This is a genomic window from Paracoccus sp. M683 (assembly GCF_007096355.1).
Lineage (GTDB): Bacteria > Pseudomonadota > Alphaproteobacteria > Rhodobacterales > Rhodobacteraceae > Paracoccus.
The window spans coordinates 91,667-118,008 of record NZ_VKDF01000007.1 but is presented as its reverse complement, the minus strand read 5'-3'; the positions used below and the strand labels follow the sequence as shown (position 1 = coordinate 118,008).

General features: G+C 65.1%; 22 protein-coding genes. 5 read left to right on the top strand and 17 right to left on the bottom strand.

Features of this window, described 5'->3' with window-relative positions; genetic code table 11:
* Nucleotides 1–13: 13 nt before the first annotated feature.
* From FNJ84_RS14220 to FNJ84_RS14205, 4 genes are all read right to left on the bottom strand, one after another.
* Nucleotides 14–1,921 (bottom strand): TRAP transporter permease, encoded by a 1,908-nt coding sequence (locus FNJ84_RS14220; protein WP_143793864.1) that lies wholly within the window; start codon nucleotides 1,919–1,921, stop codon nucleotides 14–16.
* A gap of 69 nt (nucleotides 1,922–1,990) precedes the next feature.
* Entirely contained in the window at nucleotides 1,991–2,926 is a 936-nt protein-coding gene (locus FNJ84_RS14215) for a TAXI family TRAP transporter solute-binding subunit (RefSeq protein ID WP_143793863.1), read from the bottom strand.
* A 190-nt stretch (nucleotides 2,927–3,116) separates the two neighbouring features.
* On the bottom strand, nucleotides 3,117–4,373 hold the full coding sequence (locus FNJ84_RS14210; RefSeq protein ID WP_221931982.1) for a LarC family nickel insertion protein: 1,257 nt from the start codon (nucleotides 4,371–4,373) through the stop codon (nucleotides 3,117–3,119).
* 25 nt (nucleotides 4,374–4,398) lie between these two features.
* Nucleotides 4,399–5,673: a lactate racemase domain-containing protein gene (locus tag FNJ84_RS14205; protein WP_143793862.1), complete on the bottom strand. Its 1,275-nt coding sequence runs from the start codon at nucleotides 5,671–5,673 to the stop codon at nucleotides 4,399–4,401.
* Between the two features lie 441 nt (nucleotides 5,674–6,114).
* On the opposite strand from FNJ84_RS14205, the gene FNJ84_RS14200 reads away from it, so the two are divergent.
* Nucleotides 6,115–6,309, top strand: a complete 195-nt coding sequence (locus FNJ84_RS14200) for a DUF1127 domain-containing protein (protein ID WP_143793861.1) — start codon at nucleotides 6,115–6,117, stop codon at nucleotides 6,307–6,309.
* A gap of 98 nt (nucleotides 6,310–6,407) precedes the next feature.
* On the opposite strand, the gene FNJ84_RS14195 is transcribed toward FNJ84_RS14200, so the two are convergent.
* Entirely contained in the window at nucleotides 6,408–6,755 is a 348-nt protein-coding gene (locus FNJ84_RS14195; RefSeq protein WP_255471216.1) for a nuclear transport factor 2 family protein, read from the bottom strand.
* Between the two features lie 274 nt (nucleotides 6,756–7,029).
* Between FNJ84_RS14195 and FNJ84_RS14190 the strand changes: the two genes are divergently transcribed.
* Nucleotides 7,030–7,185, top strand: coding sequence for a helix-turn-helix domain-containing protein (locus FNJ84_RS14190; RefSeq protein WP_255471215.1), 156 nt, complete (start codon nucleotides 7,030–7,032; stop codon nucleotides 7,183–7,185).
* Here the strand turns inward: FNJ84_RS14190 and FNJ84_RS14185 are convergent.
* From FNJ84_RS14185 to fsa, 5 genes are all read right to left on the bottom strand, one after another.
* Nucleotides 7,182–8,054 carry a 50S ribosomal protein L11 methyltransferase gene (locus FNJ84_RS14185; protein ID WP_143793858.1) on the bottom strand — a complete coding sequence of 291 codons (873 nt, stop codon included), beginning with the start codon at nucleotides 8,052–8,054 and terminating at the stop codon, nucleotides 7,182–7,184. The genes FNJ84_RS14190 and FNJ84_RS14185 overlap by 4 nt on opposite strands.
* Nucleotides 8,054–8,629 carry a peptide-methionine (S)-S-oxide reductase MsrA gene (gene msrA, locus FNJ84_RS14180; protein ID WP_143793857.1) on the bottom strand — a complete coding sequence of 192 codons (576 nt, stop codon included), beginning with the start codon at nucleotides 8,627–8,629 and terminating at the stop codon, nucleotides 8,054–8,056. The genes FNJ84_RS14185 and msrA overlap by 1 nt, the downstream gene beginning before the upstream one ends.
* 87 nt (nucleotides 8,630–8,716) lie before the next feature.
* A complete protein-coding gene (locus FNJ84_RS14175) occupies nucleotides 8,717–9,652 on the bottom strand; it encodes a tyrosine recombinase XerC (protein WP_143793856.1) in 936 nt (311 codons plus the stop codon).
* Nucleotides 9,649–10,332, bottom strand: a complete 684-nt coding sequence (locus tag FNJ84_RS14170; protein ID WP_143793855.1) for a DUF484 family protein — start codon at nucleotides 10,330–10,332, stop codon at nucleotides 9,649–9,651. Before FNJ84_RS14170 ends, FNJ84_RS14175 begins: the two co-directional genes overlap by 4 nt.
* Nucleotides 10,333–10,369: 37 nt before the next feature.
* Nucleotides 10,370–11,023 (bottom strand): fructose-6-phosphate aldolase, encoded by a 654-nt coding sequence (gene fsa / locus FNJ84_RS14165; protein WP_143793854.1) that lies wholly within the window; start codon nucleotides 11,021–11,023, stop codon nucleotides 10,370–10,372.
* A 124-nt stretch (nucleotides 11,024–11,147) separates the two neighbouring features.
* Here fsa and FNJ84_RS14160 point away from each other — a divergent pair, with 124 nt between their 5' ends.
* Nucleotides 11,148–13,364, top strand: a complete 2,217-nt coding sequence (locus tag FNJ84_RS14160) for a primosomal protein N' (protein WP_143793853.1) — start codon at nucleotides 11,148–11,150, stop codon at nucleotides 13,362–13,364.
* Between the two features lie 21 nt (nucleotides 13,365–13,385).
* On the opposite strand, the gene FNJ84_RS14155 is transcribed toward FNJ84_RS14160, so the two are convergent.
* From FNJ84_RS14155 to FNJ84_RS14145, 3 genes are all read right to left on the bottom strand, one after another.
* A complete protein-coding gene (locus FNJ84_RS14155; protein WP_143793852.1) occupies nucleotides 13,386–14,306 on the bottom strand; it encodes a lytic transglycosylase domain-containing protein in 921 nt (306 codons plus the stop codon).
* 75 nt (nucleotides 14,307–14,381) lie between these two features.
* Nucleotides 14,382–15,182, bottom strand: coding sequence for a hypothetical protein (locus tag FNJ84_RS14150; protein WP_143793851.1), 801 nt, complete (start codon nucleotides 15,180–15,182; stop codon nucleotides 14,382–14,384).
* Nucleotides 15,183–15,309: 127 nt separating this feature from the next.
* Nucleotides 15,310–16,137 carry a L,D-transpeptidase gene (locus FNJ84_RS14145; RefSeq protein WP_143793850.1) on the bottom strand — a complete coding sequence of 276 codons (828 nt, stop codon included), beginning with the start codon at nucleotides 16,135–16,137 and terminating at the stop codon, nucleotides 15,310–15,312.
* Between the two features lie 346 nt (nucleotides 16,138–16,483).
* On the opposite strand from FNJ84_RS14145, the gene FNJ84_RS14140 reads away from it, so the two are divergent.
* Complete coding sequence (locus FNJ84_RS14140) at nucleotides 16,484–18,112, top strand: MFS transporter (RefSeq protein WP_143793940.1); 1,629 nt, start codon at nucleotides 16,484–16,486, stop codon at nucleotides 18,110–18,112.
* Nucleotides 18,109–21,063: a CHAT domain-containing tetratricopeptide repeat protein gene (locus tag FNJ84_RS14135; RefSeq protein ID WP_143793849.1), complete on the top strand. Its 2,955-nt coding sequence runs from the start codon at nucleotides 18,109–18,111 to the stop codon at nucleotides 21,061–21,063. The genes FNJ84_RS14140 and FNJ84_RS14135 overlap by 4 nt, the downstream gene beginning before the upstream one ends.
* Nucleotides 21,064–21,073: 10 nt before the next feature.
* On the opposite strand, the gene FNJ84_RS14130 is transcribed toward FNJ84_RS14135, so the two are convergent.
* The 4 genes from FNJ84_RS14130 to FNJ84_RS14115 all read right to left on the bottom strand — a co-directional run bounded on the left by FNJ84_RS14130 (nucleotide 21,074) and on the right by FNJ84_RS14115 (nucleotide 26,339).
* Entirely contained in the window at nucleotides 21,074–22,657 is a 1,584-nt protein-coding gene (locus FNJ84_RS14130) for an ABC transporter ATP-binding protein (RefSeq protein WP_143793848.1), read from the bottom strand.
* The gene (locus FNJ84_RS14125; protein WP_143793847.1) at nucleotides 22,654–23,466 is read right to left on the bottom strand and encodes an ABC transporter permease; all 813 of its coding nucleotides are present in this window, start codon (nucleotides 23,464–23,466) and stop codon (nucleotides 22,654–22,656) included. Before FNJ84_RS14125 ends, FNJ84_RS14130 begins: the two co-directional genes overlap by 4 nt.
* Nucleotides 23,463–24,404 (bottom strand): ABC transporter permease, encoded by a 942-nt coding sequence (locus FNJ84_RS14120; protein WP_143793846.1) that lies wholly within the window; start codon nucleotides 24,402–24,404, stop codon nucleotides 23,463–23,465. The genes FNJ84_RS14125 and FNJ84_RS14120 overlap by 4 nt, the downstream gene beginning before the upstream one ends.
* Before the next feature lie 276 nt (nucleotides 24,405–24,680).
* On the bottom strand, nucleotides 24,681–26,339 hold the full coding sequence (locus FNJ84_RS14115) for an NAD+ synthase (protein ID WP_143793845.1): 1,659 nt from the start codon (nucleotides 26,337–26,339) through the stop codon (nucleotides 24,681–24,683).
* Between the last annotated feature and the right edge of the window lie 3 nt (nucleotides 26,340–26,342).

The window sequence follows — 26,342 nt, the reverse complement described above, 5'->3', positions numbered from 1 at the left end:
CGGTTTCCCGCCGCTAGTTCTCGCCCGTTTTCAGATCGGCCATCTCGACATGGGTATCGCCGGCCAGATCGGCCTCGGCCGTGTGGTCGGGGTCTGGTTCGCGCCGGTTCAGCAGCGCACCCAGAAGGCCAAGCCCCAGCCCCAGCAGGTCGGTCACCAGTCCCGGCTTGATCAGCGTGAAAGCCGCCGCAACCAGCAACAGCCGGACCAGCCACCCCGCCGGGCGGAACAGATAGCCCGCCAGCCCCGCTGACAGGAATGTCACCCCAAGCGAGGCCGTCACCACCGTCAGCGCCACCTTGGGCCATTCACCGATCAGCAGCAGCGAGGGGCCAAAGACGAACATGAAGGGAATGATATAGCCGGTCAGCCCCAGCCTGACCGCCGTGATCGAGGTCGGTACCACACCGCTTCGCCCGATGCCGCAGGCGGCATAGACAGCAATGGCGACGGGCGGCGTGATGGCCGACAGGATCGCGAAGTAAAATACGAACATATGCGCCGCCGGGATTGGCACACCCAGCTTGACCAGCGCCGGCACCAGCAACGCCACCTGGACGATATAGGCTGGCGTCGTCGGCATCCCCATGCCCAGCACGATGCCCGCCATCATCGTCAGGATCAGCGCCGGCAGCAGCATGTCCTGTGCCGCCGCGCGCACCAGCCCGGTAAAGGTCAGCCCCAGACCGGTCTGCGCGATCACCCCGATCACGATCCCCGCCGTCGCACAGGCCAGCGCCACGACGACCGAATTGATGGCACCCGATTCCAGCGCCTCGATCAGCTTGGGAATGCTGAATTCTTTCCGCGTTGTCTTGCGCAGCAGCACCACCGGCACGATCGACAGGATACCCGCCAGCGCCGAAAAGGGCGCAGAATAGCCCGACATCAGAGTGGCGATGATGATCACCAGCGGCAGGAACAGATGCCCTTCGTCGCGCAGAACCTTGCCCACGCGCGGCAGATCAGCCTTGGGCAGGCCCTTCATGCCGCGCTTGCGGGCCTCGAAATGCACCGCGAGAAAGACGGCCAGATAATACAGCAAGGCCGGCAGCAGCGCATAGGCGGCAACGGTCAGATAGCCCACGCCCATGAACTCGGCCATGACAAAGGCCGCGGCGCCCATGATCGGCGGCATGATCTGCCCGCCGGTTGAAGCCACGGCCTCGACCGCGCCGGCGAAATGGGCGGGATAGCCGATCCGCTTCATCAGCGGAATGGTGAAGGTGCCGGTCGTCATCACATTGGCCACCGCCGACCCGGAAACCGATCCGAACAGCCCCGAGGTGACGACGGCGACCTTGGCCGGGCCGCCCGCCGTGTGGCCGGTCAGCGCCAGCGCGAAATCCATGAACAGCTTGCCGATCCCGAACCGCTCGGCCAGTGCGCCGAAGATCACGAACAGCACCACATAGGTGGCCGAAACCTGCGCTGGCACGCCGAACAGCGCATCGGTGGTCATGTATTGATATTCCAGCAGCCGCGTGATGTCGGCCCCGGTGAAAAAGATCTGATAGCCAAGGAAGATCAGTGCCGTTGCCGGCAGGATCGGACCCACGGCGCGGCGGGTGGCCTCCAGCACGGTGACGATCATCGTTGTCGCCATCACCTGATCCATCATCGAAACCGGCCCGACATAGGCCATCCGGGTGTTGAAATATGTCTGGTTCAGCACTGGATAGGCCGCAGCCGACAGTGCGGCGACCATCAGGATCAGGTCCGGGATCCCCGGCGATTTATCCGCCCGCGAGGCCGAGATCGGCAGCGTCAGATAGGCCAGTGCCAGCGCAAAGCCGAAATGGGTGGCACGCAGGGTAAAGGCATTGGGCGGTCCGAACCATGCGATATAAAGGTGAAACAGGCTCATCGTGACGGCAACCAGCGTCACGATCCGCCGCATCCAGATATTATTGGCAAACATGGCCGTCCCCCCGTCTTGCGCCTGTGGAGGGCGGGGCCGTCACCTGGCCCCGCCACCGGACATGATGGCTTAGCCGCCGGATTGTTCGGCATAGAAGGCCTTGGCGCCTTCGTGCAGCGGAACGCCGGTGTCTTCCTGCATGCTTTCCAAGGTGGTGTTGTTCATCGCGGCGCTGATGGCGATCAGGTCGTCGCGGCTTTCCCACATGCGGGTCAGGATGGTCTTGACCACCTCGTTGTCCAGATCGCAGCGGGCGATGACCTGGGTGGCATAGCCAACCGCCAGAACATCCTGATCCTGCCCCGGATAGCTGCCGGCAGGGATGGTCAGGCTGGAATAGCCCGGATTGATATTGGCCTTCATCTGGTCGATGAACGCCTGATCCAGCGGCACCACCGTGATCGGGGTCGAGTTCGCAAGGTCCATCACGGCAGATGCGGGAACCGTGGTGCCCAGGGTGAAATAGTCGGCATTGCCGTCCTGCAACAGCGCCACCCCGTCGGAATAGGATACATAATCAACGCTGCGCATGGCGTCATAATTGGTGCCGGCGGTTTCCAGAACAGCGCGGGTCACCTGCTCGGCCGTGTTGCCGACGGGCTGGGTCACAAGGCGCTTGCCGGCCAGATCGGCGGCGGTCTTGATGCCGCTGGCCTCGGTCGCGACGATATGGAAATATTGCGGATACAGCGTGGCAAGGTTGCAGACATTGTCCGCCTTGCCCTCGAACGGCTCGCGCCCCTCGATCGCATCCACCACTGAGATCGAGTTGCCAAAGCCCAGATCAGCTTGACCGCCCTGCACGCCCTGCACATTGGCGACGCCGCCGCCCGGCAGAACCTGAATGCTGATGCCGTCATCGGACACCATCGACTGCATGGCGCCGCCAAGCGGATACCACGATCCGCCCTGTGGCCCTGTCATCAGCTTCAATTGCTGCGCCTCGGCCGCGCCACCTGCGGCGGTTGCTGCTGCGATAAGGCCGGTTGCGATGAAAGCACGCATATGTTTTCTCCCTGTCATGCGCTTGCAGCACCTTGCGGGTCATGTCCGGCCACCCGTTTGACCGGGCGTGCAGGAAGGCAAGGCGCGATATTCCCCCCGCCGGCATCCGCTGACCGATCAGCCGCGCCGGCAGGGGAAGATCAGCAGATCGGCCCCAACATGTCAACTTTCCTTACAAGATGCTGGCCGATCAGCCCGGAGTCTCGACCTGTCCGCGCAGGCGTTGCCGCGCCGCATGGTCGCCGGCGCCCGCCAGATCGTCCATCTCGGCCTTGATCGTGCGGCTGCCATCGGGTCGAATCAGCGATTTCGTCCGCACCACGCCCGTATCGGTCTGCGCCACCGCCGTATCGCGTGGCAGCAGCATCCGCGCCTCTTCCCGCATGCGCAGACCGATGGTCGTCGTCTCGGTCAGGGCGGCGCGGGCGGCTTGATCCATGGTCTCGCGCCGGCAGATCATTTCGATCCGGGCGACCATGCGGCCCTTTTTGCCAAGCGCGGGGATGTGCAGCACGTCCAGCACGCCGGGCAGGGCGCGCATCCGATCCAGCCCTGTGGCCAGATCCTCGCCAGTCTGGTCGTCGATGTGAAAGCTGATGATGCCGACCACGTCCTGCCCCGCCTCGCTGGCCGGTTGCCACAGGCTGACGCGCAACAGATTGGTGATGCCTTCCATCCGCCGGGTGCCCAGACCGTGACCCACCCGGTCCAACCGCCGCGCCGGCATCGGCAGCGCGGTAGAAGGGGTCAGATGCGCCATGATCGCAGCGCCGGTCGGCGTCACCCGCTCGCCCGCGATACCGTCGTCGATGACGGGCAATCCGCGCATCAGCAACAGCGTGGCGGGCGCAGGCACAGGCATCTGGCCATGTTCCGTCCGCACCCGTCCGCCCCCCATGGGCAGGGGCGCTGTGCTGGTCGAGCCGACCTGAAGCCGTTCAAGGCACAAGGCCGCCAGCAGGATGTCCGCAATGGAATCCCAATCCGAGATTTCATGAAAATGCACCCGGTCCAGCGTGACGCCATGAACCGCCGCCTCTGCCTGACCCAGGCGGCGCAGGATATCCAGCGCGCGGGCAGCGACGCCCTGATCCGGCGCCAGCTCGGCCAGCAATTCGCGATAGTCGCCATAGTGACGGGGCCCGCGCTGCGTATCGGGCAGGATCAGCGCCAGATGGCGGCCGCGCAACCCGTGATCGCTTTGCTCGACGGTTTCGACGCCGACGCCCGGCCCGATCCCTGCGGCAAGCGCCTGTGCCTCGGGAATCAGATCGGGGGCGGCGTCCAGCATGGCGGCGACGAACATGTCGCCCGCGATTCCGCCAAGCGGGTCGAGATGCAGATGCGCCGTTCCGCCGGGAACAGGCGGGTTGTCCGGCATGACGTCATGAACGGACGGGTGGTGGTGATGGGCGTGATCGTGATCGTGATCGTGATGGTCGTGCATTTTCGTCCTCGCCTGCGGCCCGGTGTCAGCCCTGCGGCAGATTTCCCTGTGCGTCGAAAACCGGCATGACCGGATCGCCCAGAATCTGAATCGAGGGGTGGGCCTGCGCCTCGGGCAGCAGACCCTGCGAAACGCGGATCGTTTCCAGATGCAAGGTGTCGGTCAGCCAGACGATGCGCAGCGCCTGCGGATCAAGCGCGTTGCTGGTCTTGATCGCCAGCCGCAGCGCGTCGCGATCGTTGCCGACCACAACCGGAATGCGGGCGCTGGCCAGCACGGTCGAGGTAATGCAATTGGCATAGGTCGCGCCATAGTCGATCTTGTCGACCAGCCTCTGCGTGCAAATATCGGCCAGCCCGACGCCGTTGGCATTGCCTTCGCTTTTCTTCGTCAGGTCCAGCACGGCCAGTTTGCCGACCTGCAATTCGGTCCGCATATGGGCGGTGCTGGCGCGGCCGGTAATGTTGGGGTCCATGCCGGTGCCGGAAAATTCCTTGCCCATGCGTTCCACGATCAGAACATCAAGCGGGTTGAACAGGATGCGCGGCATCCGCTGCCGCGCCATTTGCAGCAGTTCCGGCTCTCGTGTCAGCATCTGGGCGGCGGGCACCAGTTCGATATGGCAGACCCGGTCATAGGCGTTTTCAACGGTGGCCACGCCGAACAGCACTGGTTGGCTGCCCAGGCTGAGCGCGGCCATATCGCGCACGTTCTGGCCCATCAGCCCCATGCCCATCGCATGACAGCTTTCCGCGCCGCGCTGCTTGCCCAGCCCGATGGTGATCATCTTGCACAGGCCGCTTTCCAGCTGGGCGGAAAAGCTTGTATGCGGCTTCACGCGGTTGATCACCACGATGCCATCGGCCTGACGCGCGGTGCGATCCAGAAAGACGGGCAGGCCGTTTGGGAGGGTGCCGATCTGGTCGACCTCCATCGAGGATCGTATGTCGCAGCCGGTGCTTTCGGGGGTGATGCCCAGCCCCGCCAGCAGTTTCACCTGCCCCTCGGCGGTGGCGCCGCCATGGCTGCCCATGGCCGGCACGATGAAAGGAAGCGCGCCCTGTGCCCTGATCGCGTCGATCACGGCACGAACGATCACGGGCAGTTCCGCAACGCCGCGACTGCCAACGCCGACGGCGACCGTCATGCCCGGTCGCAGCCCAAGCGAGGCGCTGTTGCGTTGGAACTCGTCGCGGATGGCGGCAGGAATATCGGCGATGGTGGTGTCGTCGAAAATCTGACGCACCGGCAGCATCGGCGGCAATGCGACCTCGCCTATCAGCTTGCTGATGATGTCCATAAGCACCTCCCCCAGATGACGAGGCCAAACATGGCGCGTTGCCGCAGCATTGTCCAACAGCTGTTTTCGGGGGCCCGAGCGGGCTTCCCCACAGCCCCGCATGAAGGTGATTCCCGTGTGTTCGAGGTGGGCGCGACGACCCGGCGGCTGTTGACCCAAGGTCAGTGGCGCGGCGCCGGGAAGGCGGTGAAAGCAATGCAATCCGGCAAAGTGCCAGATAGTCAGTCGATATGACGGATAATGTCGCGATTTGCCAGCCGTTCTGTCGTCCGGCACTGGCCTTGCGCGAGACGTAAAAATTTAATGAAAGTGGTAACTTATGCGATTGCTGCATAGCAGCATTGCCGTCTTGTCCGTGGATTTCCGGGGCCGAGAATTCTATCTGCTTCGTTATTCCGCAACCGCCCGAAAAGCGGGCAACAACGTTATGCAGGTGACATCATGTCTGCGATTGACATCAACCGTATCGGGACTGCTTCGCGGTCGACGGGCGTTCTGGGCCAGCTGCTTGCGCTGCTGACCGCATGGAACGACGCGCGCGTGACGCGCAACTCGCTGAGCCGTCTGACCGATCGCGAGCTGGACGATATCGGTCTTTGCCGTGGCGATATCGAACGGATTGCACGCGGGTTCTGAACCCCGGCCCTTCCGCGCGATACCGATGTGAGACCCCCGATGCGGTGGCAGCGGGGGTTTTTGCATGTCCGGCGCCTGCTTGCGCCAGCCTTGCGCGGCTAGAACATGGTGTTGTCGTTGGCGGCCTCGGCCGGGACCGGCTGGATCACGTCCCAATGCTCGACGATCTTGCCATCCTCGACGCGAAAGATATCGACAATCGCGTCTGCGGGCTGCTTGTCGCCATTGGTCGATTCGACGTGGATCCAGACCAGATCCCTATCCGCCGCCGACCGCACAATTCGCGCCCTGGCGTCCGGGTTCTCGGCAAAAAACCCGGTGAAATAGTCCACGAACGGCGCCTTGCCATCGGGGACATGGGGGTTGTGCTGGATATAGTCATCGCCGATGACCTCGGCAGCGGCGATGTCATGACCGTTGAAGAAGCGGTCATAGAAACCCGTCACGAGGCCGCGATTGGCCTCTTCACGGGCAAGGTCACGATCCTGTGCGAGCGCGGGGCCGGTGACCAGTGCGCCGCCCAGCAGCGCGGCAATTCACAATGATCCGGTCCCGGAGCCGCGTCAGGTCTTTGATCTGGACGACAAGACCGTTCCCGCGCAAGAAGGCATTTTCCCGTGACCTGATCGCTCTGCACTGACCGCAACGCCAAGGCCGCCATGACTGATCCCTTGCCCTTCGACCCCGCGAATTGCCCCATCCGCAGCGTGCTGGACCGGCTTGGCGATCAATGAGGTGCCGCCTCGGGTGGAATATGCGCTGACCGATCTGGGGCGGTCGATCATGGGCCCGATCCGGGCGCTGACCCAATGGGCCGACAGCCATCACGACGCGGTCCTGGCGGCGCGCCGTGACTATGCCGCGCGCGAGGGTTAGGTTCGCCGCATCGTCAGCGTGACCCATTCGCCAATATCGTCGCGCCGGTCCAGCGCAAAGCCCTGGTCCCGATAGGCGGCGGCCACCTCGTCGGCCTGATCGGTCAGGATGCCCGACAGGATGATCCGGCTGTCCGCCTTGGTATGCTTGGCCATGTCAGGCGCAAGGTCGATCAGCGGCTGCTTCAGGATATTGGCAAAGACCAGATCAAAGGGCGCGGCCTCGTCCAGCAAGGGATGGTCAAAACCGGGCGCAACAAGGCTGACGATCCGCCCGTCCAGGCCGTTGGCGATGATATTGGCCTCGGCCGTGTCGATGGCAACGGGGTCGATGTCGCTGGCCAGAACCGTGACCGGCCAGATCCGCGCGGCGCCCATGGCCAACACCGCCGTGCCACAGCCGATATCGGCGATGCGATGCGGCTGGAACCCGTCATTGGCCAGCCGGTCACAGGCTTCCAGGCAGCCTTTGGTCGTGCCGTGATGGCCGGTGCCAAAGGCCATGGCGGCCTCGATCCACAGTGGTTCGACCCCTTCGGGGATGGTGTCCGCGTCATGGCTGCCATGAACATAGAAGCGCCCGGCGCGCACCGGGGTCAGTTCGCGCTTGACCTTGGCGACCCAGTCCACATCCGGCACTTCCGAGATGACGAAAGGCTCGGCCCCATGGGCGGCGGCCAGCAGCGCCAGCCCGACCTCGTCCGGGCTTTCGGTGAAATAGACGCCGACCTCCCACCGGTCACTGCCATCCTCGATTTCAAACACGCCGGTGCCCATGGGTTCGGGCACCAGCACTTCTTCGCAGGCTTCGGTCAGCGCCTCGGCGCTGGCTTGACCCGCCGTATGTGTCAGAGCGGTCCAGGTCGGCATCACTCGGCCCCCGGATGCGGAATGGCGCAACTGACGCCGGTGCCCTTCATGGCGCAATAGCCGTCCGGGTTCTTGTGCAGATATTGCTGATGATCCTCTTCGGCGGGCCAGAAGGGCAGCTTGTCGACGATTTCCGTGGTGATGCGGCCAAAGCCCTCGACCGCCAGCCGGTTGCCATAGTCGATCTTCGACGCTTCGGCGGCCGTGTGCTGGCTGGGATTCATGGCGACGATCAGGCTGCGATATTGCGTGCCGATATCATTGCCCTGGCGGTTGCCCTGCGTGGGGTCGTGGTTTTCCCAGAACAGCTGCAACAGGTGTTCATAGCTGATGCGGCTGCTGTCATAGACGATCCGCACCACTTCGGCATGGCCGGTATCGCCCTGGCAGACCTGCCGATAGGTCGGGTGATCGACATGGCCGCCGGCAAAGCCCACCTCGGTCATCCAGACGCCCTGCTGCTTCCAGAACAGCCGCTCGATCCCCCAATAGCACCCCATGCCAAATATCGCCTCGTCAAAGCCTGCGGGGACGGGTGCATCCATCGGTCGGTTGAAGATCGCATGATTGCTCATCCGGCATCCTTTCTGTGTTTGGCCACTATTTGAGCCTCAACGCAGGAAATTGCCAGAGGGATGCAATCCGTGGCGCGGCGGGGGCGATCAGCCCCGAGGATGCGCGGCCCGATAGACCGCCAGCAGATGCGCATCATCCACGCCGGTATAGACCTGGGTGGTCGACAGGCTGGCATGGCCCAGCAGTTCCTGAATGGTGCGCAAATCGCCCCCCGCCGCCAGCAGATGCGTGGCAAAGGAATGGCGCAGCGCATGGGGCGTGGCCGTGGGTGGCAGGCCCATCGCCTGACGGGCGCGGCGCATGGTGGTTTCGACGATCCCCGCGCTTAGCCGACCGCCGCGCGCGCCCCGGAATAGCGGCTGATCCGGTTCAAGCGGCCAGGGCGACAGCCGCAGATATGCCGCCACCGCATCCCGCGCCACCGGCAGCATCGGCACCTGCCGTTCGCGCCCGCCCTTTCCGCGAATGGTCAGCGCGTCACGAAACGGCCAGTCGCGGCCGTTCAGCCCCAGTCCCTCGGAAATGCGCAAGCCGCAGCCGTAAAGCAGCGTCAGCACGGCCCCGTCCCGCGCGGCGATCCAGGGCACGGCATGGTCATCGCCTGCCATGTCCAGCACCTTCCGGGCCTGATCGGCGGCCAGCGGACGGGGCAGCGAGCGGCGGTATCTTGGACTGCGGGTGGACAGCGCCGCAGACAGGTCATGCCCCTCGCGATCCGCGATCCAGCGCAGAAAGCTGCGCACCGCGGACTGCCGGCGTGCCAGCGAACGGGGTGACAGGCCGCGTGCGCGTTCAGCGGCGGCAAAGGCACGCATGTCGGTCTGTTTCAGATCGGCCAGCGTGCGGGGCAGGGCGGGCGCGCCGTGATGGCCGCCCAGAAAGCCCAGAAACGCGACCAGATCGTCGCGGTAAGCCTTGATCGTGTGGGGCGATCGGTCGCGGGTGCCTGCCTCGACATCCAGCCAGCGGGCCAGCGCGTCCGACATGGCGGGCGCAAGGGCCAGCGGGCCGCCTGTCGTCATTCGCGAAGCCAGCCCAGCAGCGCCAGCCGGAACGCCTGCCCGAAAAAGCGCAACAGATCGGTGCCATGCGCAGGCGAGAAGCGCCCGGCATCGACGCTGCCGATCAGCAGCAGCGCCGGCGGGTGATCCGGCCCCAGATCCAGCGGGATCAGCGCCTCGGACGCGACATTGATGCCATGGACCGGCAGCGTCACCTCGGCCGCCTTGCGCAGTATGATGTCATCGCCGCGCGGATTGCGCCGACCGCCCGCCAAAAGCCGCGCCACGGCGCCCTTGGGCGCCAGGATGATCTGTTCGGGCAGGCCCGGACGCGGCTCATCGGCCTCGAATACCAGCCGCAGCGTATCCACGCGCAGCAGCGGTGCGACCTCGGCCTGAAGGTTTTCCACGAAACCGGCGGCGTCCTGCGGTTCCAGCAGCGCCAGAACCGCACGGTGAATCACCGCCATGCCCGACTGATTGTCGAACGCGGCCGAGATCACGCTTTCATGCGCGACCTCCAGCCGGTCCAGCCGGGTTTCAAGCGCCTCCATCGCGCGGCCGCGAATGTCGATCACATTGTGACCCACCTCGGCCTCGCGCGCGGCGACCAGCGCCCGCATCAGATCGCGATCCGCCAGCAGGACCGACGGATCGGCCAACAGTTTCTCGCGCGTCATTTCGTCCAGAACTGCACTCATGCCTCTGCCCTCATATGCCGCGCTGAATGCGCGGTCGTTAGCCGATCTTCTGACCGGTCTTTGCCCAATCGGCATTGAACTGCGCCAATCCCTTGTCCGTCAAGGGATGGTTGACCATCGACTTGATTACGCTGGGGGGTGCGGTAATTACGTCAGTCCCGATCTTGCCCACCTCGATGATGTGGTTGACCGAACGGATCGAGGCCGCAAGGATCTGCGTCTCATAGCCGTAATTGTCATAAATCTCGCGGATATCGGCGATCAGGTCCACGCCATCCAGATGGATGTCGTCCAGCCGGCCGATGAAGGGGCTGATGAAGGTCGCGCCGGCCTTGGCGGCCAGAATGGCCTGTGCGGGCGAAAAGCACAGCGTGACATTGACCATGTGCCCGGCATCCGAGAACGCCCGGCAGGCTTTCAGCCCGTCCCAGGTCAGTGGCACCTTGATGGCGATATTGGGCGCGATGGCGGCCAGCTTCTTGCCCTCGCGGATCATGTCATCGGCCTTTTCGGCCACGACCTCGGCGGACACGGGACCATCGACCATGTCGCAGATTTCCTTGGTCACCTCGATGATGTCGCGGCCCGATTTCAGGATCAGCGAGGGGTTGGTGGTGACGCCATCGACCATGCCAAGGTCGTTCAATTCCTTGATGGCGTCCACATCGGCGGTATCGACGAAGAATTTCATGGCAGCGTTCCTCATGCTTGCAGGTTGGCCCGGTGATACCGCAATCGCCACGTGGCGGAAAGGGCGAAGCCGGGCCGGAACTCGGGCTTGATCTTGTGGGCGTGCCACCCCTTTATAGCGCGTCATGACCGCTGCCGTCCCGCCCCTTGATCCGCGTTTCTTTCCCGCCGGCCACCGCATTGCGGTGCTGACTGGCGAACCCGTGGGTGTGCTGGACTATCTGTCACCCGAAGGGGGCGTGGCCACGGGGCAGCTGGTGCTGTGCCCGCTTGGCCCGCGCCGGGTGCTGGGCGTCGTCTGGGGCGAAGGTCTGGGCGGTTTCGACGCCGCCAAGCTGCGCCCGGTCGCGCGCGCCCTGGATGCCGAGCCGTTATCGCCCGATTTCCTCGATTTCCTCGCCCGCGCTGCCGACTACACCCTGACGCCCCTGCCGCTGATGCTGCGCATGGCCACCCGCGCGCCCGATCTGGACCGCCCCCCGGCCGAGCGCCGGATCATCGTGCCCGCAGGCCCCCAGCCCGAGCGGATGACCGAGGCCCGCACCCGCGTCATGCAGGTCTTGGCCGACCACGGTGGCGCCAGTTTCGCGCCCTCGGAATTGGCGCAACTGGCCGGCGTGGGGACATCCGTGGTCAAGGGTCTTGTCACCGTCGGCACCCTGGCCGAGATCGCCGCCCCGCGCGATCTGCCCTATCCGCGCCTTGACCCCGCCTTGCCCGGAAAACCGCTGGCCCCCGACCAGCAGGCGGCAGCCGATGCGCTGCGTCAGGCCATCAAGACAGGCCGCTACGGCACCACCCTGCTGCGCGGCGTCACCGGATCGGGCAAGACCGAGGTTTATCTTGAGGCTGTGGCCGAAACCCTGCGCGCCGGTCGACAGGCGCTGGTCCTTCTGCCGGAAATCGCGCTGTCGGCGGAATTTCTCGACCGGGTCGAGGCGCGGTTTGGCGCCCGTCCCGGCGAATGGCACAGCGGCATTACCCGCACGGAACGCCGCCGCCTGTGGCACATGGCCGGCAAGGGCGAGGTCGGGCTGGTCGTCGGCGCGCGATCGGCGCTGTTTCTGCCCTTCCGCGATCTGGGGCTGATCGTCGTCGACGAAGAACATGACAGCAGCTACAAGCAGGAAGACGTGGTCTATTACAGCGCCCGCGACATGGCGGTGCTGCGGGCATCCTTGTCGGATGCGCAGGTGGTGCTGGCCTCGGCCACCCCCAGCCTTGAGACATGGGTGAACGCCGCGCAGGGAAAATACCAGCGCCTTGACCTGCGATCCCGCTATGGCGAGGCGGAGCTGCCGGATATGGCCACCATCGACCTGCGCGCAGAGGAGATGCGCGGCAGCCAGTGGATCTCGCCCACGCTGACGCGCGCGGTTCAGGCGCGGCTGGCAAAGGGCGAACAGTCGCTGCTGTTTCTGAACCGTCGCGGCTATGCGCCGGTCACGGTCTGCCGCGCCTGCGGCCAGCAGGTCGGCTGCGATCAATGCGACGCGCGGATGGTGGAACACCGCTTTCAGAACCGCCTTGTCTGCCATCAATGTGGCGAGACCAAGCCGATCCCCACGACCTGTCCCGCCTGCGGCGTCGAGGGACGCATGGCCCCGGTCGGTCCCGGCGTGGAACGGCTGGCAGAAGAGGTCGCCACCCGCTTTCCCGATGCGAAGGCGACGGTGCTGTCCTCGGACCTGTTCCATTCCGCCCGCGCGCTGAAAGAGGCCATTGCCGAGATTTCCGATGGCGGCACCGATATCATCATCGGCACCCAGATCGTCGCCAAGGGCCACAACTTTCCGCGCCTGACCCTGGTTGGCGTCATCGACGCTGATCTGGGTTTGCAAGGCGCCGACCTGCGCGCGGCCGAGCGGTCATTCCAACTGATGCGCCAGGTTGCGGGCCGAGCGGGCCGGCAACCCGGCGATGCGCCGGGGCTGGCGCTGCTGCAAACGCACCAGCCGGATCATCCGGTGATCCGTGCGATTCTGTCAGGGCAGGACGAAAATTTCTGGGATGCCGAGGCGATGGGCCGTCAGGCCGCCGGCATGCCGCCTTTCGGCCGTTTGGCCGGGATCATCCTGTCACATCCCGATCTGGGCGTGGTGGCTGATTTCGCGCAGGTCTTGGCCCGGAACGCTGCCCCGATCCGCGCCGCCGGTGCCGATCTGTGGGGCCCCGCTCCCGCGCCGATTGCCCGCATCCGGGGGCGGCACCGGATGCGCATGCTGATCCGCGCCCCGCGTCAGGCGCCGATTCAGCAGGCGATCAGCGCCTGGCTGGCCCCGCACAAACCACCCACCAACCTGCGCCTGTCGGTCGATATCGACCCGCAAAGCTTTTTCTAGTCGGCCCATGGGCCGCAAGGGTCAGTTCCGCAGAACGATGCAGCGCGCGCCCACCTGTTTCAGTCGCACGCAAAAGGCATTGGCCTCGGATCGCGACTGATAGCCGACCTGCGCGGTATAGACCGACCGCCGCCCGCCGGTCATGCGCTTGCGGACATAGCCGATCTGCTTTTCGCCCAGGACCGGGCGCAGAATCCGGTTCAGCCGCGTGACCTGTTGCTGCGCCCCGGCACGGCTGGGATGGCTGGCCAGGATCACACCCCAGGGAAAGGCCGGCGGCTCGACGGTAAATTCGCGCAGGCTGCGGTTGCCGGCCATTTCGACACAGGCCTCGCGGAACTGGTCATTGCCATTCAGCGCCAGTTTCAATTCATCCGCAGCCGGAGGGTTGTCGCGCCAGCGCCAGGCATTGTGACCGGTAATCGCCTCGACATAATCCTGTGTCTCATAGGGCAGGGATGTCTGGTCGTTGATGAAACGGGCGGCCCGGTTCTCGCCGCCATTATAGGCGACAGCGGCCAGGCCGATATTGCCGAACATGTCGGTCAGATAGCGCAGATACCAGGCAGATTTCGCAATCGCCTGTGCCGGATTGAAGGGATCGTCCAGATCGTAAAGCTCGGCCGTGCTGGGGATGAACTGCGCGATCCCAAGCGCGCCAGCCGGGCTGACGGCGCTGGGTTCGAACCGGCTTTCCTTCCACAGCAGACGGGCCAGGAAATTCGGGTCCAGCCGGTTCTGGCCGGCATTACGCTCGATCAGTTTGCAGACATCTGCGACGTAATGTTCCAGCCGCACGCAGTCGCGCCCGTCATCGGTGCAGCGCTGGTCGTCGCGCGGGGTGATCGGAGGATAGCCGGAAATGGCATCGACAGCCGGGCGGGCCAAAGCGGCCGGTGTCGCGGCCAGAACCATCGTGCAGATCAGCAGAAAGCGGCGCATCGAACCCCGAATATCCAAGCATCGCCTGATTAGCATTGCACCGCGCGGATGCAAACGTCCCGTTGGACGGCCGGATCAGCCCTTTTTCTCGGCCTTTTTGGCCTTGTCCTTCTTTTTCACCTTCTCGCCGCCCTCGGCTTGCTTTCCGGCCTTGGCTGCGGCTTTGCGCTCGGCCTTTCTGGCGGCCTTGCGTTCGGCTTTCAGCTTTTCTTTCTCGGCCAGTTTCGCAGCTTTGCGTTCGGCCTTTTCAGCCTGCTTCGCCGCCTGCCGCTCGGCCTTGCGTTCGGCCTTGCGCTGTGCCTGCCTTTCGGCCTTGCGGCTGTCCTTCTCGGCGTCTTTCGCGGCGGATTTCACCGGCTTTGCCTCGCTGTCCAAGGCTGCCGGGGCAGAGACCGGGGCCGCGGCTTCGGCCATCTTGGCGGCCTTGCCCGCGGCATTGGCCACCCGACGCGGGCCGGTGCGGGTGTCGGGCTTGGCGGCAGGCTTCTTGCGCCCGGCGACCCGACGTTGCGCGGGCGGTGCGCCCGCGTCGGCGCGTTTGGCGGCGGCCGGCTTTGCGGCGGCTGGCTTGGCCGCCTTTGGGCGTTGCGCCGAGGCGGGCTTGCGCCCCGAGGGCTTCATGCCACGCTGACGGCGTTCGGCATGGGCGCGGCGCAGGGCGGCTTTCAGGATGTCAGCGCGTGACTTTCCGCCCGTGGCGACCGGGCCGGCGGCGGAATCTGCGCGCGCCATCGCCTCGGCGGCATCCAGCCGTGCGATCAGCGCCATCACCTCGTCATTGGTCAGGCCCGAGATCGCGGGCTTGGCGGCCTGCTGTGTCAGGGCAAGTTCGTCCTTGGTCAGCAGTTCCTGGGCAAGTTTGGCGAAATTGGGCATCGGATCCTCGCGATGCTGGTCAGATGAACGTCAACATTGCCATCATTGCCGCAGATTTCCCTGCGGCGCAATTGATAAGCCCCGACAAAATGCCGGGGCCTGTCAAGGATTTGCGGAAGATTGCCGATCAGCGGACCGGAACCGCGCTTTCGACCGGGGCACCGCTTGCCGCCGTTGCAGTGGCGGCCGCTGCTGCCTGTGCTTCGCGGGCGGGCATGACATAGCCCTCGGGCGTATTGATCATCGGCCCTTCCAGCCGCAGGCTTTCCGCCTCGCTGCGCACACGGACGCGGGCGCCGATCGCCATTTCGTCGAACAGATCCATCACGTCCTGGTTGAACAGGCGGATACAGCCGGCCGAGGTGGCCTTGCCGATCGACGACGGATCCATCGTGCCGTGGATGCGGTAATAGGTGTCGCGTCCGCCGCGATACAGATACAGCGCCCGCGACCCCAGCGGGTTTTCCGGGCCGCCGGCCACGCCGCCGGCGAATTGGGCGTAAAGCTGCGGCTCGGTGCGGACCATGTTCGCGGTCGGGGTCCAGCTGGGCCAGACCTGCTTGCGCTGGACCGTGGCATTGCCGGCAAAGCCCTTGCCTTCGCGGCCGACAGCAATGCCAAAGCGCATTGCCTCGCCACCGCCCAGCACGTGATACAGCACGCGCGCATAGGGATCGACGACCAGCGTGCCGGCGCTTTCGCTGCCGTTATAGGGCACGCGCTGGCGACGGTTGCGTTCGGTCAGATAGGCGGGGCGGACGGCGGGGATGGTATAGGTCGCACCGCCCGGCAGAATGTCGTTACGCGCGGCATAGACCTGCGCTTCGGTCGCGGGGGCCGCGCCTGGTGCCAGCGGAGCCTGTTCCTGCGTCTGGGTCGTTTGCTGTGTCGGGGTTTCAGGGGCGCAGGCGGCAAGACCAAGGGTCAGCGCAGCGACGGTGACTGCGAAACGCATATCATGTTCCTTTGTAACGGCAGGCGGCGCGGGTGGGCCAGCCTGTAGCAGCGGATACCAGGAATCGAACTGCGCAGGCGGCAGAGCCGGCGCGATTCGGGCTGACCATCATCAGCCCCGGCTGGCCACATGCCGTCAAGCCTTCTGCCCCGGAAGGCCGGGAAATATCCTGTCAACTGTTGCCATCGGGCAAGACCGGATCACGTTTGCCGATGCTGCGATCACTTCGCCGTTAGCTGCTGCCCCGCCTGGCCGGCGTTTTGGCCGGCGCAGGTGGATTGCCCCGCGCAGCGCATCCGCCTAGTCTGGCCGGACAAGATCATTCCCCGCCGCCTTGGTATCTGCCTTGCCCAGCCAGCCCTCTGCCCTTGCGCCGTTCCGCCATGCCGATTTCCGGCTGTTATGGACGGCAACGTTGATCTCGAATTTCGGCGGGCTGGTGCAGCAGGTCGGCGCGGCCTGGATGATGACGCAGCTGACCGACAATACCACGCTGATTGCGCTGGTTGCGGCGTCGAACACGCTGCCGATCATGTTGCTGGCGCTGATGTCGGGCGCGCTGGCCGACATGTTCGACCGCAAGACCCTGCTGCTGACGGCGCAGATCCTGATGGCGGTGGTTTCTGCGCTGCTGGCGCTGGCGGCGTGGCAGGACTGGCTGACGCCGTGGTCACTGCTGGCCTTTACCTTCCTGATCGGATCGGGGCAGGCGCTGTACAACCCGCCCTGGCAGGCCAGCATGGGCGATCTGGTCCCGCGCGAGGATCTGCCGGCGGCGGTCACGCTGAACTCGGTCGGTTTCAACCTGATGCGCAGCGTCGGGCCGGCGGCGGGCGGGCTGATCGTCGCGGGCTTTGGCGCTGCGGCGGCATTCGCGGTCAATGCCTTCAGCTATATCCCGTTGCTGGGGGCGCTGTTTCGCTGGAAGCCGCCGGCGCGGCAGGTCACCCATGGACGCGAGCCCTTTGTCGGCGCGGTCGGGGCGGGGCTGCGCTATGTCGCGCTGTCGCCCAACCTGATGCGTGTGATCGGCCGGGCAGCGATGTTCGGCTTTGGTGCGGTGTCGGTGCTTGCCTTGCTGCCCCTGGTCGCCAAGGCCCATCCGATCGGCGGCTCGACCCTGTTCGGGGGCTTGCTGGGATGTTTCGGACTGGGCGCGATCAGCGGGGCGTTGCTGAACCCGCGGATCCGCGCGCGGATGGATAATGAACATGTCATCCGGCTGGCCTTTGCGGGCTTTGCCGGGGCAACGCTGCTTTTGGGACTGACGGATTCAGTCTGGCTGCACGCGCTGGCCATGCTGCCGGCGGGGGCATCGTGGGTGCTGGCGCTGTCACTGTTCAACGTCACCGTGCAATTGTCGACGCCGCGTTGGGTCGTGGCCCGCGCGCTGGCCCTGTATCAGACGGCGACCTTCGGCGGCATGGCGGCGGGATCATGGGTCTGGGGCGTGGTCGCCGGCGCGTATGGCATCGGGACCGCCTTTGTCGCGGCAGGGGGGATCCTGATCCTTGGGCTGATCGTGGGGCTGCGCTTTCAGGCGCCCGAGTTCGGCGGAACCGATCTGGACCCTGCCGGCCGGTTTCGCGAACCTGCGCTGGCGCTGGATCTGCGCGGGCGCTCGGGTCCGATCAAGGTGATGATCGACTATCAGATCGCCCAACGCGACGTGCCCGCCTTCCTGCACCTGATGCAGCAGCGCCGGGTGATCCGGCTGCGTGACGGGGCGCGGGGCTGGCGGTTGCTGCGCGACCTGGAACATCCCGAGATCTGGTCGGAAAGCTATCACATCGCGACCTGGGACGATTATGTCCGCCACAACCTGCGCCGGACAAAGACGGATGCGGAGGTCACCGTCGCCTTGCGCGCCTTGCATCGCGGTGACAGCGACCCCCTGGTCCATCGCATGATCGAGCGTCATACGGTCAGCCCCAGTGACGACGTTCCGCTGGTCGGCAAGATCGAGGTCCCATGATGCGCACGGCAGCGCTGGCGCGCGCGCTTGCCGTTGCCCTGGCGCTGGCAGGTCCGGGCTGGGCCGCGCCATCGGATGCCCCCCCGGCCAGCGTCGAGGCGTTTCTGCATCAGCCCTCGGATGACGGGGCGGCTGCGGTCGCCGCTGAAATCATCGCCTTGTCGGATGCCGGCGACTGGACCCGAATCGCGGCGGTTGATCTGGGCGCCATCGGCGGCCTGCTGGATCGGCTGCCGCAGGATCTGGCGACGGAACTGCTGCTGCTGAGCGCCTATGCCAAGGGCTTTGCGTCCGACCCGGACAACCCTGACGATGCGGATGGGCAGGATGCACTGGTCGCGCTGGCCGACCGCTTTGCCGGGCGGGCGCTGAACCCTGATGCGGCACGGGTGCTGTCGATCAATCTGGGCTATGCCTATCTGCAAACGGGCCAACCGGAAAAGGCCTTTGCGCGGCTGGACAAGGCGCGGGTCCAGTTGGAGGCGGCCGGTCTTGGCGATGAATTGGCCAATCTGTGCGGATTGGCCAGCAACCAGTTTGCACAGGCGTCTTATCTGGAACAGGCCGCCACGCTGTATTCGGTCTGCGATGCCAGTCCGGTGATGCGCGGGGCGCGCCATGCCGGGCGGGGGCAGTTCTGGCACAACTATGCGATGTTCCTGCGCGATGCCGGCGATCTGGACGCCGCGATCACGCGGCACCAATGGGCGCTGAACGATCTGTCCGATGAATACGGCTTTCCCTCGCCGCCGGTCGTCGATGCCTATGACGCGCTGTCGCAAACCCTGCTTCTGATGGGCGAGCTGGGATCGGCGGATACCACGGCGACCATGGCCATCGGCTATTCCGAGCAGTTGGATTTGCAAGAAACCGATGCCCATTGGCGCGTGGTGAACAATGCCGCCTCGATCAAGCGGGCGCTGCGCCTGCCGGCACAGGCGCTGGCGCTGGATGTGCAGGCTTATGAATGGCGGGTTGCCAATCTGGGCGAAGATCACCCGCTGACCTATGCCTCGTGGGTTAACCTTGCGCTGGACCTGGTCGAGCTGGAACGGTGGGACGAGGCACGGCGCGAATTTGCCGCGTTGTTTCAGCTGCGGCAAGCGGGGCAGCCCGTGCCCTATGGCCCCGAGGTGATCGGTTATTACCTTGCCTATATCGACGCCCGGACAAGTTATGCCGATGGCGGGCAGGTCAAGCTGCCGCCGCTGAATCCGCTGCTGGCCGCAGGCGCCCCGATGGAGCTGATCGTGGGTGCCGCGACCGTGGGAACCCAGGCATTGCTGCGCGATGGGTTGACCGATGACGCGATCCGGTTCTCGGGCTGGCTGCGCGATTTTGCCACCGAGAACCTTGGCGCCACCCAGCCCTTCAGCTTCGAGGCGCGGCTGCTGGCGGCACGCGCTTTGGCCGCGCGTTCGCCGGTCGAGGCGTCGGAGGCCTTGGCGGGGCTGGATCAGGACCTGTTCAACTGGGTCAGGCGCCAGTCGTTAAGCGGCAGCTATGATGCGGCCGTTGCGGGGCGCAAGCTGGCCGATGACCTGCTGATCACGATGGCCCGGCACGCAGTCGAGGCGCCCGATTTCACCGCCCATTTCGCCGGCGCGATCCATCGCTGGAAAACGCTGGAGGACGGGTCGGATCAAAGGCTGGACGAGGTGGCGCGCAACGCGCCCGATGCCGCGCTGCGCCAGGCCGCCCGCGCCTATGCGCTGGATGCCGCGCGGTTTCGCGAACGCGTGCGTGCCGAGCCGGTCTCGGATCAGATTGCCGGGCTGGACGCGGCGCTGACCCAGCAACGCGATGCGCTGAACGCCCTGCTTCTGGCCGAGGGCCTGCCGCTGATGCCTGCGCCACTGGATCCGGTCGATGTGACCGATGCGGGTGGGTTAGCGGTGACCGAGGGCGATGTCGTGATCGACATGATCCTGTTGCGTGACTGGCAGGGCCCGGACCGCAGCGGCGATGCCCAGAGAATGCAGCTTTACGCGGCTGTATTCCGGGCGGATGCCCCGGTGCAGCTGCATCTGGTTGCCGATCTGGATTTCGATCGCCGTTCCGCCGATCAGGTCTATGCCGATCTGTGGCGCGATTTCGGGCTTTGGGTTTCGGAACAGGCGGGCGATGCGCGGCGCGTCTTTCTGGCGCCGGACGCGATGTTGTTCCAGATGGATCTGACGGCTGCGCAAGGAGCCGGTGGCGCGCGTCTCGGCGAGAGCCATGACATCTATCTGCTGACCAGCCGCAGCGCCTATGCGCGGGCCGGCATCGCCTCGGACCTGACGGCGGGCGATCGGGTCGTGCTGGCGGGCGGGCTTTATTTCGATGACCGCAACGAGGATTCGCCTGATTACCTGTCCGGTTCGCTGGCCGAAATCGAGGATATCGACCGGCTGGTCAGCAGCGCCGGCACGATCACCACCCGCCTGCAAGGGGCCGAGGCGACCGAGCCTCGCCTTGCCGAAACCGCAGCCGGCGCGCAGTTGATCCACCTGGCGACCCACGGGTTTTTTCGCGATACCGACGATCAGCCGTTCAGCTTGCAGAATGCCGGGATCGTGCTGTCGGCGCCTGCCGCCGACGCCCCGGTCGCGCCGGAAAATGACGGCATCGCCCATGCATCCGAGCTGATGGGCTGGGCCTTGCAGGATGCCGAACTGGTGGTGCTGTCATCCTGCGAATCCGGTGTCGGGCGCGACACGCCGATCGACGCGGTCAGGGGACTGCCGCTGGCGCTTGCACGGGCGGGCGCGCGGCGGTCGCTGGTCACGCTGGAACAGATCCCGGACCGGCAGACGGCGGCAATCATGGAACGGTTCTATGAACACCTGACGGGCGATGATCCGGGCTATGCGGCGGCTTTCAACGCCACCAAGCGCGATATATGGGCCGGTCGGATTTCGGGCGTGGCGACAGATACCGCCTCGGCCTTCGTCTTTTACAACCACTGAGGACTTGGGGCTAGCCGGCAGCCCAGCCTTCCGGTATCCGGGGTGCTGCGGCCACAAGCTGCCGCGTATAGGGATGTTCGGGCGCGTCCAGAACCCGCAGGGTTGGTCCCTGCTCGACGATCCGGCCCTTTTCCATCACCAGGACGCGGCTGGTCACGCCGCGCACCACCGACAGATCATGGCTGATGAACAGATAGGCCAGCCCGTGATCGCGGCGCAGATCTGCCAGCAGGTCCAGCACCTGAGCGCGAACACGGACATCCAGGGCGCTGACAGCCTCGTCCAGGACGATCAGGCGCGGGCGAATGATCAGGGCGCGCGCGATGGCGATGCGCTGGCGCTGGCCGCCGCTGAATTCGTGGATGTATTTCTGCCCGTCATCGGCGGTCAGCCCAACCTGTTCCAGCGCCTGCGCCACGCGGTCGCGCCAATCCGCGGGCCTGCCGGTCAGATGGAACGGCTCGGCGACAAGCCGCTGGACCCGCCAGCGGGGATCGAAACTGCCGAACGGATCCTGAAACACAACCTGCATCCTGGCGCGCAGCGATGCCGGCATGGTCCGCCCGGCCTGAACCTCGGTCCCGTCCAGCAGGATGCGCCCGCCCTGCAACGGATCAAGGCCCAGAATCGCCCGCGTCAAGGTCGATTTGCCACTGCCCGATTCGCCCACCAACCCCACGCTTTCGCCATCGCCGACCGTCAGGCTGACGCCGTCCACCGCGCGCAGGATCGGACGGGGCGCAAAGGCCGAGCGCCGGGGCAGCGCATATTCGCGCATCGCATTCTCGACCCGAAGGATCGGTGTGTCACCGGTCGCGACCGCCACCTGCGCCGGCGCATGGCGCGAGGCCGCGAAAAGCTGGCGCGTATAGGGATGGGTCTGGGCGCGAAACAGCGCCTCGGTCTCGCCCTTCTCGACCACCTCGCCCGATTTCATCACCGCCACATGATCGGCGATGCCAGCCACGACCGCAAGATCATGCGTGATCAGCAACAGCGCCATGTTCTCGTCGCGCACCAGTTCGCGCAGCAGATCCAGTATTCGCGCCTGCGTCGTGACGTCCAACGCGGTGGTGGGCTCATCAGCGATCAGCAGATCGGGGCGCAATGCGATGGCCAGCGCGATGGCGACACGCTGACGTTGGCCGCCCGACAATTCGTGCGGATAAAGCGTGAGCGGGAAGCGCGGCTCGGGCAATCCGACGCGGTCCAGCCGTTTCCGCGCCTGGATCAGCGCCTCATCCCGCGACATATCCCCGTGGACAAGCAGCGTCTCGGCCACCTGATCGCCTATATTCATCAACGGGTTCAGGGCCGTCATCGGTTCTTGGAAAATCATTCCGATGCGTTTGCCGCGAATCCGGCAAAGCCGCTGTTCCGGCAGGTCCATCAGGTTCTGCCCATCCAGCAGCACCTGCCCCGAGGCCATCGCATGATGTGGCAGCAGGCTCATGATCGCCAATGCGGTCATCGACTTGCCGGACCCGGATTCTCCGACCAGTCCGGTGATGGTGCCGGGTGCCAGCCGCAGATCCACATCGCGCAGGATCGGTCGGCCGCCGATGGTCAGAGACAGGGCGCGCGTCTCGATCATCGCATTACCCTTTGCCGGGGATCCAGCGCATCCCGCAATCCGTCGCCCAGCAGATTCAGCCCCAGAACGGTCAGCACGATACACAGGCCGGGGATCAGCGCGACATGGGGCGCGATGGTAACCATCGTCTGCGCTTCGGCCAGCATCCGGCCCCAGCTTGGCGTGGGGGGCTGCGCGCCAAGGCCGACATAGGACAGCCCGGCCTCGGCCAATATGCCCAGGCTGAACTGGATGGTGCCCTGAACGATCAGCAGATTGGCGGTATTGGGCAGGATATGTTCCACGCTGATCCGCGTCGCGCCCTTGCCAGCGACCTCGGCGGCGCGGATATAGTCCAGCGTCCAGATCGGCAATGCGCCACCGCGCGTCACGCGGGCAAAGACGGGGATGTTGAATATCCCGATGGCGATGATGGCGTTGACGGCAGAGGGGCCAAGCACCGCCGTGATCAGGATCGCGATGACAAGGCTGGGGAAGGCAAAGATCAGGTCATTGCCGCGCATGACGACCTCGTCCAGCCAGCCGCCCCGATTGGCGGCAGCGACCAGGCCCAAAGGCACACCCAACCCCATGCCGATACCAACGGCCACCAGCGCCACGGCGATGGATGTGCGTGCGCCAACCATGATCATCGACAGGATGTCGCGACCGAAATGGTCGGTGCCCATCCAATGCGCGGCGCTTGGCGGTTGCAGCTTGTCGGAAATCGCCATCGCCGTCACGTCATAGGGCGTCCAGACAAGCGACAAGGCGGCGGCCAGCAACGCCGCCCCGGCCAGCACAGTGCCCAGGATCAATCCCCATCTCATCTTCTGCGCAACCTCGGGTCCACGGCTGCATAGGCCAGATCGACAAGGAAGGTGACCAGGATCACCGCGAAAACCAGCACCAGCACGGCAGATTGCACCACGATCAGGTCGCGCTGCGTGATGGCCTGAAAGATCATCCGGCCAAGGCCCGGCAGGTAAAAGACATTCTCGATGATGATCGCGCCGGCCAGCAGAAAGGAAAACTGCATGCCCATGATCGTCAGCACCGGGATCAGCGCATTGCGCATCGCATGGCGTCGCAAGGCCTGCCCGCTGGTCAAACCCTTGGCCCGCGCCGTGCGAATATAGTCCTGATCCTGAGACTCGATCAACGCCGAGCGCAGCACGCGCGCCAGAATCGCAGCCTGGGGCAGGGCCAGCGCGATGGCCGGCAACAGCAGCGATTTCAGCGCCGCCAGCGGATCGGCCCAGCCCGCAAAACCTCCAGCCGGCAACCAGCGCAGCCGCACGGCGAATAACAGAACCAGCAACATCGCAAACCAGAAATTCGGCAGGGCGATCCCAAGCTGTGTCACCCCCATCACGGTCGCATCACCTGCCCGTCCGCGGCGAGATGCGGCGTAAATCCCGACCGGAAAGGCAATCGCGGTCGACAGCGCCAGTGCCATCAAGGCCAGGGGCAGCGACACCTGCATCCGGTCCATGATCATCCCCGAGATAGGGGTCTTGTAGGTAAAGCTCTGTCCGAAATCGCCGTGCAGCGCGGCGCCGATCCAACGCGCATATCGAACGGGCAGGGCCAGGTCCAAACCCATCTGCTGTCGCAGCGCGGCCACAGTTTCGGGCTGCGCACCGGTGCCCAGCATGAAACTGGCGGGATCGCCAGGCACCATCTCGACCACCGAAAAGATCAAAACCGAGGCGACCAGAAGGCTGATCGCCAGAACAAGCAGACGGCGGATGACATAACGCAACATCAGCTGACGCTAGACCGGTGGACCCGCAGGCCGCAAGCCGGGGGTTTCACACCCCCGGACCCCCGTGGGATATTTCCAGACCAAAGCAGGACAGAAGAACGCCCTGCCTTTCATGGCAAAGACAGGGCGCCTGCTTCGGTCACGGTCATCGGCGTCCCCGCCTGTTCCGCAGATCAATCCTTAGGCGCTCCAGGTTAACAAAGCGCTAATATCCCTCGCTTTGATCCAAATATCCCGGGGGAGGCCCGCAGGGCCGGGGGCAGCGCCCCCCTGCTGTCAGCTGTCATCGCGCCAGCGGTTGACCAGTGGATAGCGGCGGTCCAGCCAGAAGGCCTTGGTCGAGATGCGGGGGCCGGGTGCCGCCTGATAGCGTTTCCATTCGCTGATATAGAGAAGGCGTTCCACCTTGCGGACGGTCTCGGCATCAAAGCCCTGCGCAACAAGATCCTTGCGAGCCAGATCCTTTTCCACAAGCCCTTCAAGGATGGCGTCGAGCACGTCATAGGGCGGCAGCGAGTCGCTGTCTTTCTGATCGGGGCGCAATTCTGCTGATGGCGGCTTGCTGATGATCTGGGGCGGGATCACCTCGCCTGCCTGACCCATCATCCAGTCGCGGTGATTGGCGTTGCGCCAGCGGCAGGTTTCGAACACCCGCGTCTTGTACAGGTCCTTGATCGGGTTATAGCCGCCCGCCATGTCGCCATAGATCGTGGCGTAACCCACCGCGACCTCGGACTTGTTGCCGGTGGTCAGCAGCATCTCGCCGAATTTGTTGCTGATCGCCATCAGCATCACCCCGCGCAGGCGGGACTGGATGTTTTCCTCGGTAATGTCGGGTTGCGTTCCTTCCAGCAGATGCGCCAGCGCGTCTGACACCGCATCGCGCGCCCCGTCGATTTTCACCGTGTCCAGCCGCACGCCCAGCCTGCCTGCGCAATCGGCGGCATCGTCCAGACTGGCTTGTGACGTATATTCCGATGGCAGCATGACGCAGCGCACGTTTTCGGGGCCGATCGCGTCGGCGGCTATGGTTGCAACCAGTGCCGAATCCACACCGCCCGACATGCCCAGCAGCACCCGCTTGAAGCCGGATTTTCGCAGATATTCGCGCAGGCCCAGCATCATTGCGTGGTAATCCTGTTCCCATTCATCGGGCTGGGTTTCCATGACGCCCGGCTCGGCCTGCCAGCCATCTTCGGTTCGGGTAAAGTCGACATGGACCACGCGTTCCTCGAAGGGCGCAAGCTGCACCACCTTCTTTGCGCCGGGGTTCAGCACGAAGCTGGCGCCGTCGTAAAGCTGATCATCCTGACCGCCGACAAGGTTCAGGTAAACCAGTGGCAGGCCCGTCTCGATGCAGCGGCCGACCATATGGCCCATGCGCAGGTCCAGCTTGTTCCTGTGATAGGGGCTGCCATTGGGGATCAGCAGGATCTCTGCCCCCGTCTCGGCCAGTGTTTCGGCCACGTCGGGATACCAGCTGTCTTCGCAGATGGGCGATCCGATGCGGATCGGGCCGATGCGATAGGGGCCGCTGACCGGGCCGCTGTCGAACAGGCGCAATTCGTCGAAAAGCTGTTTGTATGGCAGGTGATGCTTCAGCACCCGCGCAACAAGCTTGCCGTGCTGAAAGACGTAATAGGCGTTATAACGCTTGTCGCCCTGGATATAGGGGCCGCCGATGCCGATGGCCGGGCCATCCGTCAGCGAAGTGCCCAATTCATGCACCGCCGCCATGGCGTCTTCAACAAAGGCGGGTTTGATCACCAGATCCTGTGTCTGATAGCCGGTAATGAACATTTCGGGCAAAGCCAGCATGTCTGCGCCTGCGGCTTTGGCCTCGGCCCAGGCCTCGCGCGCCTTTTGCGCATTGCCGGCCAGATCGCCGACGGTTGCATTCAACTGGCCCAGTGTCAGGCGGAAACGGTCGGTCATGTC

What these genes read in the sequence shown, in the direction of transcription:
- FNJ84_RS14185 (WP_143793858.1), bottom strand. Translation starts at nt 8,054, where the DNA reads ATGCCGACCTGGACCGCTCTGACACATACGGCGGGTCAAGCCAGCGCC.
- FNJ84_RS14135 (WP_143793849.1), top strand. Translation starts at nt 18,109, where the DNA reads ATGATGCGCACGGCAGCGCTGGCGCGCGCGCTTGCCGTTGCCCTGGCG.
- FNJ84_RS14130 (WP_143793848.1), bottom strand. Translation starts at nt 22,657, where the DNA reads ATGATCGAGACGCGCGCCCTGTCTCTGACCATCGGCGGCCGACCGATC.
- fsa (WP_143793854.1), bottom strand. Translation starts at nt 11,023, where the DNA reads ATGAAATTCTTCGTCGATACCGCCGATGTGGACGCCATCAAGGAATTG.
- FNJ84_RS14205 (WP_143793862.1), bottom strand. Translation starts at nt 5,673, where the DNA reads ATGGACATCATCAGCAAGCTGATAGGCGAGGTCGCATTGCCGCCGATG.
- FNJ84_RS14170 (WP_143793855.1), bottom strand. Translation starts at nt 10,332, where the DNA reads ATGAGTGCAGTTCTGGACGAAATGACGCGCGAGAAACTGTTGGCCGAT.
- FNJ84_RS14220 (WP_143793864.1), bottom strand. Translation starts at nt 1,921, where the DNA reads ATGTTTGCCAATAATATCTGGATGCGGCGGATCGTGACGCTGGTTGCC.
- FNJ84_RS14155 (WP_143793852.1), bottom strand. Translation starts at nt 14,306, where the DNA reads ATGCGCCGCTTTCTGCTGATCTGCACGATGGTTCTGGCCGCGACACCG.
- FNJ84_RS14120 (WP_143793846.1), bottom strand. Translation starts at nt 24,404, where the DNA reads ATGTTGCGTTATGTCATCCGCCGTCTGCTTGTTCTGGCGATCAGCCTT.
- FNJ84_RS14150 (WP_143793851.1), bottom strand. Translation starts at nt 15,182, where the DNA reads ATGCCCAATTTCGCCAAACTTGCCCAGGAACTGCTGACCAAGGACGAA.
- FNJ84_RS14160 (WP_143793853.1), top strand. Translation starts at nt 11,148, where the DNA reads ATGACCGCTGCCGTCCCGCCCCTTGATCCGCGTTTCTTTCCCGCCGGC.
- FNJ84_RS14145 (WP_143793850.1), bottom strand. Translation starts at nt 16,137, where the DNA reads ATGCGTTTCGCAGTCACCGTCGCTGCGCTGACCCTTGGTCTTGCCGCC.
- FNJ84_RS14215 (WP_143793863.1), bottom strand. Translation starts at nt 2,926, where the DNA reads ATGCGTGCTTTCATCGCAACCGGCCTTATCGCAGCAGCAACCGCCGCA.
- FNJ84_RS14200 (WP_143793861.1), top strand. Translation starts at nt 6,115, where the DNA reads ATGTCTGCGATTGACATCAACCGTATCGGGACTGCTTCGCGGTCGACG.
- FNJ84_RS14210 (WP_221931982.1), bottom strand. Translation starts at nt 4,373, where the DNA reads ATGCACGACCATCACGATCACGATCACGATCACGCCCATCACCACCAC.
- FNJ84_RS14115 (WP_143793845.1), bottom strand. Translation starts at nt 26,339, where the DNA reads ATGACCGACCGTTTCCGCCTGACACTGGGCCAGTTGAATGCAACCGTC.
- msrA (WP_143793857.1), bottom strand. Translation starts at nt 8,629, where the DNA reads ATGAGCAATCATGCGATCTTCAACCGACCGATGGATGCACCCGTCCCC.
- FNJ84_RS14175 (WP_143793856.1), bottom strand. Translation starts at nt 9,652, where the DNA reads ATGACGACAGGCGGCCCGCTGGCCCTTGCGCCCGCCATGTCGGACGCG.
- FNJ84_RS14125 (WP_143793847.1), bottom strand. Translation starts at nt 23,466, where the DNA reads ATGAGATGGGGATTGATCCTGGGCACTGTGCTGGCCGGGGCGGCGTTG.